The organism is Hoylesella marshii DSM 16973 = JCM 13450 (assembly GCF_000146675.1).
Taxonomy (GTDB): domain Bacteria; phylum Bacteroidota; class Bacteroidia; order Bacteroidales; family Bacteroidaceae; genus Prevotella; species Prevotella marshii.
In genome coordinates this window covers 1,284,586-1,291,789 of record NZ_GL397214.1, presented here as the reverse complement: position 1 = coordinate 1,291,789, position 7,204 = coordinate 1,284,586, and the positions used below count along the sequence as shown (strand labels likewise).

Genomic DNA, 7,204 nt, shown 5'->3' with positions numbered 1-7,204 from the left:
TGTGCGAGTTATTTTGAAACGGCAAAAATAGTTACTTTGAAACGGCAAAAAATAGACGTGTTTTTATTGTTACTTGAAGATAATATAAATGCTCTTCAAATATTATTTAAACGATGATAGAATAACATTCAAAGTCCATACTCGGATACGATAAAGAATAACACAATAGAGGGCGGCCTTTCCACAAGGCCGCCCTCTTCCTATTTTCAATAACCAAACGAAACTGAAAATATCAGTCTTTTGCCGAGACAATCGCACCAATTCCACGATTACGTATAGGCATTGCCACAAAACGTTTGTCAAAACCTACGATTGTACCGCGCTGTTCGGGGTCGTCATATCTCGAATAAAGATAAATTTCACCGTCTGCTTTCATCACCTCGTCCGAGCAATACGAGAATGAGCAAAACGTATCTGTTGCAGCTTTTTCTGCCCCAAAAGCCACCTTTTCAAGCGTTGTGGCATTGTAGGTCGGCGTAATACTTGTTTGAAGCATATTGAAGCCGGCAAAACGTTTAGGTGCTCCCTCTACGAGGTCTACAATGTCTTTAAACGCCTTTGTATCAAACAGTATAAGGTCTGAAACATGCTTAGGGTTTAACACGAGATACCGCATTTCCAAGGGTACATCCATCATATCGTACTCCTCCTTTAATGCTAAGATGTCCGCTACAGTAAGCCGTTTACGTCCATCCTTTGCTTTCTCTCCTGTTGTTGTTATCACGGGTGTATATGTCCCGTTCTTCAATGGTGCAAAGGCGTGTGCAGCTTTCTTTGCTGTTGATGCTCTAAGGGTGCTGCGATGTCCCATAAGCACGCTTTCGAGTTGGTCATAACTGTACTCGATAACTTCAGGACGACGCACAAGCGTATTTTCTGTTTCGAATTTATCCAGCTCGATACGTTGGTTTTTGTCCACACGCTGCTTTACCGCAATGGGGTAAGTGTTGTTGTTTATCAACACATCGGGATCTACTCCTGCTTCTGCAATGTTGATAGCGTCAAATTCCACCAATGCGCTAAAATCTCTTACGAAGTTTAAAAACGAACTGTTAGGGTAAAAATTTTGCTTAATTTGATTTACCCAAATTTCTTTTTGTAATGCCATTTTTATAATTTATTTTTAGGGTTAATGTTTACCGGATAATTTTAATGCTAAATCAGGATTGCGTTGCAATGCCAAAGGATCGTATCTTCTGTAGTCTTCCAGTGTCCAGCTTGCTCGCATGTCACCTTCCCATACTTCTGTTATCGGTCGTTGAAAAGCTCCGAAAACTTTTTGGAAAAGGCGAGGCTGAGAAAGGGCAAACTCGCGTAACAATTCTTTATCTTTAGGGAGATTAAAGTAACGCCACAACCCACGGGTATTGGTAAGGTTCTCAAGCGCCTTTTGCGCTTCGTCGAGCATCTCCGTCCTCTTAGCATCCATAAGGCGTTTAAACTCAATAGGATTACCCTTTGAGGCGTTTTGAAGCATCATCTTTTCAGACGGCTTTAAATCTCCCAAAACTTCCAGTTCTTTAATTTTATTCTCAAATGTGGAATTTGTACGCTGGTAGGCATCCCATCTTTCTGCTTTTTCTTTGAGTTCTGCAAAGTCTGCGAAGAAACCCTGCTTGCTGGATTGAATGCCGCCTAAACGGTTGTTGAAGTATTGGTAAACATCTTCTCCAGCCTTTGGGGCTTCTGCTGTATCCGTTTCGTAAATTCCATTAATCAGCTTCATTTGTAAGGCTTCCTGTGCCGTAAGCCAATGGTCTGTACCGTCAAAGAAACGTTGTTCCACTTCTTCGGGGGTAATGTTAAGACGTGCAGAAACCATATTCGATAAGTCTCCGTGCAACTGATTTATGAGTTGTATTGTCTGTTCAAGCTGCTTGGCATCACCATATCCACCGGCTTTTACGCTGTGAAGCATTAGCTTTGCATAAGGTGCCATGTACAAGGGCTTGCCACATAAAGCTACGATAGCAGCAATACTTGCCGCTACACCATCAATGTAAACGGTAATGTCTGCCTTTGATGTTTTAAGGGCATTGAAGATTGCCATACCGCTAAAGACGTCACCTCCGCAACTGTTTATCCGTACATCGATTTTAGGGTAACGCGCAGCAAGTGTTATAAGTTCTTCTACTACCGCTTTACTGTCTACCTGTTGCCCTTCTCCGATGTCACCGTACAACAAAATGCTTACGCTGTTTTCTTTACCATTAAGGGTGTTAAAAAAATGCTGTGTCATTGTTCTTGTTTTGTTTTAACGTTTAAAATTATATTGTTTATCTGTTCTCTTATTGAGGCGCAAAGCTCAAAGTCTTCTGCATGTATAGCTTCATTTAAGTCACTTTCAAGCTTTGCTATGAGTAGCACACGATTTTGCCGCTTCTGTACTTTAGTTGCTATTGCAGAAAATTGTTTTAGCGTTCTTTTTAATTCGTTTAAATTCTGTTCTTTGATGCCTTTTTTCACTGCTCCGCGCTCCATGCAAAACGCATCAACTTTTGCAAAGTTCATTTTCCAGTCCTCTTGCGTATGCCCGTAAATAATGCCAGCATCAAAGCAGAGGGCATATATTTTGCGTCTAAGGCGATATTCGAGGGTTTCACCTTGAGTAACAGGGAAACCCTTTTTGCGCATAATGTCGCAAAGTTTTTGCAGCTCTTCACAATTAAGTTCCGACACATGGACGGTACGACCGGCTGTAAAGGTAAAAACGATGTTATCTTTAAAAGCCTGTAGCCCACTATTGGTAAGCATCGCATAAAAAAGTCTAATTAGCGATACTTTCTTTTCCTTTGTATTTTGCATAGCCTCTTAATACTTGGTTTGTATCCGGTAGAAGTTCACGCAAAAACATCAACGCATTGTTGACGTGTTCTTGGTTGAGGTAAAAGAAATCGTCTTTTTGTCCTACAATAATACCGGCCAGACATTCTGCCAGCTTACTTACATAGAAATCGGGGCAATCGTCCTTAATCTCTATCTTTACTTTATTACCATTGTAAGTCACCATTACTATTTAATTTTTTTGTTTCTTATATATCGTGTCGAGTTCTTTGGTTGTAGGCATGAGTTCCTGCATGAAGTTTGTTAATACCTGAACGTTCTCATGCGTGAAATTTTGGCTATCGTACCCATGTATTAACTCACATAGCGAGTTGTGAAGTTCCCTAATGTAGTCGCCTGGGAACGGCTCCTCAATTTCAATGACTACTTTTTCTCTTTCAATCTGTACCATAATCAGAAACCTCCATTTAATACATTGTCCAATAATATTTTATTCTCTAAGTCTGCAAAGCGCCTAAACCCTGCAAACGTCTGTATATCAGTATCCTTGTCATATCCCTTGTCCTCGATGATAGCTTCAATCTCGGCACGGTTCAACCCGTCCAGTTCCTGCCATAGGTTTATACGGCGCAAGAACTCGGCAAAACCTACTTGTTGGCGTTTGGCATACTTCTCCAAATTACTCCTAAAGTAAGGCATACCTGCCATAACAATGCCGCAATTATGTTTTGTGGCTTCTCGTATGTCATGAAGTAGCAGCATAACATTTGGCGTAATTTTTCCCGCCTCGTCAATCAATACCAACGCATCGGTTTTTGTGTTGAGGAAATCAACTATTTTTGCCACCTTATCTCCCAATGCCCCGTAACATTCTTGTCCTAATTCCTTAAGAAAGGCATCGAGGAAAAATCTTTGATGCATTGACTTGGTAAGTGTTATTTTATAGACGTTTCGGCTTCTTGAGAAATGCGTAAGCGCGGTTGTTTTTCCCGTTCCCGTATCTCCGGTTATACCTATCATGAAATGATACTGTTTTGCCACATCACAAGCCTTTTGTACGGCATTAAAATCACGCGTTTTGTAAATGGCTTGCCCGTCTGCATCGTTAAGCATAGCGAAAAGCCGGTTTGCCATTGTGTCGCTGATTAAATCAAAATGTCCGTTTTCAATACTCGAGAGTGTTGCTCCCGAAACACCTGCACGACGGGAAAAGTCTGCTTTTGATATACCCTTTTCCTTACAATAGTCGTTGATTAGGTCTTTTAATAATTTCTTATCTTTCATCTTCATTTATGTTTGGTTATTAACTGGTTATCTTCTCAAGTCCCGTAAATTCTTTGGTAAAGGGCTTGCGTTCCCGCTCTTTTTGTTTCAGGTCTTTTCTAGTTAAGTCGATAGGTACGATTTCGCTTTGCGCCTTTATGCATGTTAGTGCACCGACATCAACGCCTAAACGGTCTGCCTCGAGTTGCGCCTTACCGTTTTGGCGCATCATTTCAAGTACAGTCTTCGGGGTTGTCCTTGCATTCATTGCTTCGGCGGCATACGGGTCTATGGCATACGCTGCACGCTTAATCTGTTCGGCTTGTTCCCTATGTATCTTTTTAATGCCCTCAATACGCCCCTTTTGGCGATTGAGAATATCAATGTCTTTCTGGGTCTGATTGGCTTTGGCACCATGTGCATACTCCTTTTGTGATACGGTGCAAATAAACTCATCGGTTTTAAGATTGTACACATAAAGCATACTGTAATCAGAATAACGGACGGCAACTTTTTGATTATTCAAAACAGAATAGTTCTTTGCATTCAACTGGTATTCATAAGTTTTACCACCCCGTGCGATGTCTATTTGTCCACGTCTTACGGTTGTTTCCGTTCGTCGTATGAATAGCTGTATCTTGTCGGCTTCACCTTGCGGTAAGGCGTTCTGTTCTGCTGCATCATAAAGCACTGTAGGGGCTTGATGTCCGTTTACGCCTGTATTATTGTATTCCTCCACAAGTACCGCTGCAAGACTTTTCAGCTCGTCCATACTGTAGAACTTACCGGCATGGGTGTATTTGTCGAGTTCCTCCTGCGTGGTACGCGCATTTTTGCGACGGCTCCGAATGCCCTCTCCCACATACCCCCGCTTATCCTTGCAAAAGCACGTTCCAAAGGTGTTAAAACTGCGTTCAATCAGTGATTTATAACGCGGGTTACTCGTTACCGTCCATGTGCAACCTTTTGAAGCGATCAGCTCTTTAAAATTGTCTGCTTCTTTGGTTTGGTTGAAGCTGTGGTTATCGCTTACTATTTCACAGGGTAAAACTCCCGTATTTTGTACGGCATTCTCCAGTCCTCGCAAAATGGTTTCGGTATTTTCAGTTTCAGCAACCCAATAGCCTACGATTTTACGACTGTATGCATCTAATACGGTAAACAAAGTGAGTGTACGCCAGCCGTCCATATAGAAAGGAAGCCGCCAGCCATCAATCTGCCATTGCTCGTTACGCTTTTCTGCGGGTATAATGCCGGCATAAGGCAATTGCTGGTAATTAAACTCATCAGCCCCGTACCGTTCCTTGTAAACAATAGGTATTAAGGTGTAATAGTTCTTCTTTACCCATGACAAAGACGGCTTCTCGTAGCCGTATTGATCACAGCACTCGCATATTACCTTGTGCATATAGGGTGTACCGTATTTCTTGCCGCTTCTCATCAAGTCGAAAAGCCAGTTTTTGCACATCGGGCTTATCTTTCTGTTATTTCCGCCCCGACGGTCAACGACAATATTAAAAATATCACCGGTTTGCGCCTCTCTCATATAGCGCGCAAAGCGGTGATAGCTGTATTTGTTCGGGTAAATCGCATTAAATGCTTCATGAAGCGGGGATAACACGTTCGAGTACACATTAACCATACCCGCATTATAGATACTTGCCGCTTCGGCAAGCACGGCGTGCAGAGAGGCATAACCGACGGCTTTTTCCGATGATATGTCACCCGCATAACGCGGCATATACAACGCCGTATTACGCGTACCCGCAAGCAACAGGCGGTGTTTGTAACCGTCTGAAGCCTGTGGGATGGAAAAGCCGCCGTTGGTTATACCTTGCTGCAACTGCATCTTTATAAGTGATTGCCGTCGTTATTAATCTATTTTGTCAAGAAATGCCATGACTTCCTTTCGTTTTTGACTCTCCGTCTCAATTTTCTTGATATGGGAGTTAAAATAGTCCAAGACCGCCTTTTCTATCTTCGGGTTTGAGCTTTTTCCATTGAACCAGCCGTAAACGTTGTTTCGGCAGAGTCCGCTCCCTTCTGCAATGTCTGTTTTTGCTCCCAGTGGTAGCATCGCAGAAATTTTCTTTCGATACTCAATAGATAATGCCATATCTTTTTGTACTTTTGTGAACTATAATACATCTGTGATGCAAAGATAGTACACATTTTGAAATAGTACACAAAATGAAATTTTAAAAATCCTTAATGGTTAACAAAACGTGTATATTAGATAAGATTAAAGAGTTTTATGGGTTAAAAGGCAATAAGGCTCTTTCTGAATTTCTTGGGGTAACCAAACAAACAATTTCTAATTGGTACTCGAGGAATACTATTGATTATGATATTGTTCTTGCAAAATGCAAAGATGTTGATTTGCACTGGCTGTTACTTGGTTCGAACGAAAAACCTATAAGCACCCTAGCAGAAGATAATACAGATTTCCCGAAAAGAGATGGTGAAGACAAGGAAGAGGAATACCAAATTTTTAAGTCATTCAATGGCATGTCCTCCTTGTATAATTATCTTATCAATAGATACAATTACTCGAACACAAAAAAGGTTACAGATAATATTTCAGGAGCGGTAGATGTCATTTCTTTGTTTATTGCCGACAACCATATTTGGAATAATTTTTGTAAACTATATTATAGTTTTGAAGATGGTCAAATACCAAAAGAAAAACTGTTATCTGAGTTTGAAAACTTTATAGTAAAGGACAAGAAAGTATACTCATTGTTGAGTAGGTATGAAGCTGTCTTAGATGAAATTTCAAAAAGTATCCTTGACGACGAGTTTCCCGACCTAAATTATAATGATTTTTTTGACGAGAATGGAGAACTCCGTAAGTAAGTCTAAAAAAATAATCTCTACTCAAAATCTTAGTTCAATAAATAGCTTATAACATGAAATTTCCCTCAAAATGTTACATAAACCAGTGTGGTGTAACATTTTGAGGGGTTAAAATGTTACATTTTCCCCGTTTATGTAACATAAATGTAACACAAATGTTATATTATTTTTTTTGCCGTTTCAAAGTAACTCGAGATTTTTTCAAATAGATAAACTTTTAAACTGTTGATATATAGTGTTTTATAAGTTTAATTGCTTTCAGTTTATCGTAATTATTTTTTGCCGTTTCAAAATACCCCCC

8 protein-coding genes are annotated in these 7,204 nt (G+C 40.5%); 1 reads left to right on the top strand and 7 read right to left on the bottom strand.

What is annotated here, in order from left to right; genetic code table 11:
* Positions 1 to 232: 232 nt before the first annotated feature.
* From HMPREF0658_RS05365 to HMPREF0658_RS05330, 7 genes are all read right to left on the bottom strand, one after another.
* Positions 233 to 1,108, bottom strand: a complete 876-nt coding sequence (locus HMPREF0658_RS05365) for a hypothetical protein (RefSeq protein ID WP_006949206.1) — start codon at positions 1,106 to 1,108, stop codon at positions 233 to 235.
* Positions 1,109 to 1,129: 21 nt separating this feature from the next.
* On the bottom strand, positions 1,130 to 2,239 hold the full coding sequence (locus tag HMPREF0658_RS05360; RefSeq protein WP_006949204.1) for a head maturation protease, ClpP-related: 1,110 nt from the start codon (positions 2,237 to 2,239) through the stop codon (positions 1,130 to 1,132).
* The gene (locus HMPREF0658_RS05355; protein ID WP_139047726.1) at positions 2,236 to 2,805 is read right to left on the bottom strand and encodes a UvrB/UvrC motif-containing protein; all 570 of its coding nucleotides are present in this window, start codon (positions 2,803 to 2,805) and stop codon (positions 2,236 to 2,238) included. Before HMPREF0658_RS05355 ends, HMPREF0658_RS05360 begins: the two co-directional genes overlap by 4 nt.
* A complete protein-coding gene (locus tag HMPREF0658_RS05350; RefSeq protein WP_006949200.1) occupies positions 2,768 to 3,010 on the bottom strand; it encodes a hypothetical protein in 243 nt (80 codons plus the stop codon). Before HMPREF0658_RS05350 ends, HMPREF0658_RS05355 begins: the two co-directional genes overlap by 38 nt.
* Positions 3,011 to 3,237: 227 nt before the next feature.
* Positions 3,238 to 4,074: an AAA family ATPase gene (locus HMPREF0658_RS05340; RefSeq protein ID WP_006949196.1), complete on the bottom strand. Its 837-nt coding sequence runs from the start codon at positions 4,072 to 4,074 to the stop codon at positions 3,238 to 3,240.
* 13 nt (positions 4,075 to 4,087) lie between these two features.
* A complete protein-coding gene (locus tag HMPREF0658_RS05335) occupies positions 4,088 to 5,896 on the bottom strand; it encodes an integrase catalytic domain-containing protein (RefSeq protein WP_006949195.1) in 1,809 nt (602 codons plus the stop codon).
* A gap of 24 nt (positions 5,897 to 5,920) precedes the next feature.
* A complete protein-coding gene (locus tag HMPREF0658_RS05330; RefSeq protein WP_006949193.1) occupies positions 5,921 to 6,163 on the bottom strand; it encodes a hypothetical protein in 243 nt (80 codons plus the stop codon).
* A 95-nt stretch (positions 6,164 to 6,258) separates the two neighbouring features.
* Between HMPREF0658_RS05330 and HMPREF0658_RS05325 the strand changes: the two genes are divergently transcribed.
* Positions 6,259 to 6,903 (top strand): helix-turn-helix domain-containing protein, encoded by a 645-nt coding sequence (locus HMPREF0658_RS05325; protein ID WP_006949192.1) that lies wholly within the window; start codon positions 6,259 to 6,261, stop codon positions 6,901 to 6,903.
* Positions 6,904 to 7,204: the final 301 nt, after the last annotated feature.

Coding starts and splice junctions, on each gene's coding strand:
- HMPREF0658_RS05330 (WP_006949193.1), bottom strand. CDS start 6,163: ATGGCATTATCTATTGAGTATCGAAAGAAAATTTCTGCGATGCTACCA.
- HMPREF0658_RS05355 (WP_139047726.1), bottom strand. CDS start 2,805: ATGCAAAATACAAAGGAAAAGAAAGTATCGCTAATTAGACTTTTTTAT.
- HMPREF0658_RS05335 (WP_006949195.1), bottom strand. CDS start 5,896: ATGCAGTTGCAGCAAGGTATAACCAACGGCGGCTTTTCCATCCCACAG.
- HMPREF0658_RS05365 (WP_006949206.1), bottom strand. CDS start 1,108: ATGGCATTACAAAAAGAAATTTGGGTAAATCAAATTAAGCAAAATTTT.
- HMPREF0658_RS05325 (WP_006949192.1), top strand. CDS start 6,259: ATGGTTAACAAAACGTGTATATTAGATAAGATTAAAGAGTTTTATGGG.
- HMPREF0658_RS05350 (WP_006949200.1), bottom strand. CDS start 3,010: ATGGTGACTTACAATGGTAATAAAGTAAAGATAGAGATTAAGGACGAT.
- HMPREF0658_RS05340 (WP_006949196.1), bottom strand. CDS start 4,074: ATGAAGATGAAAGATAAGAAATTATTAAAAGACCTAATCAACGACTAT.
- HMPREF0658_RS05360 (WP_006949204.1), bottom strand. CDS start 2,239: ATGACACAGCATTTTTTTAACACCCTTAATGGTAAAGAAAACAGCGTA.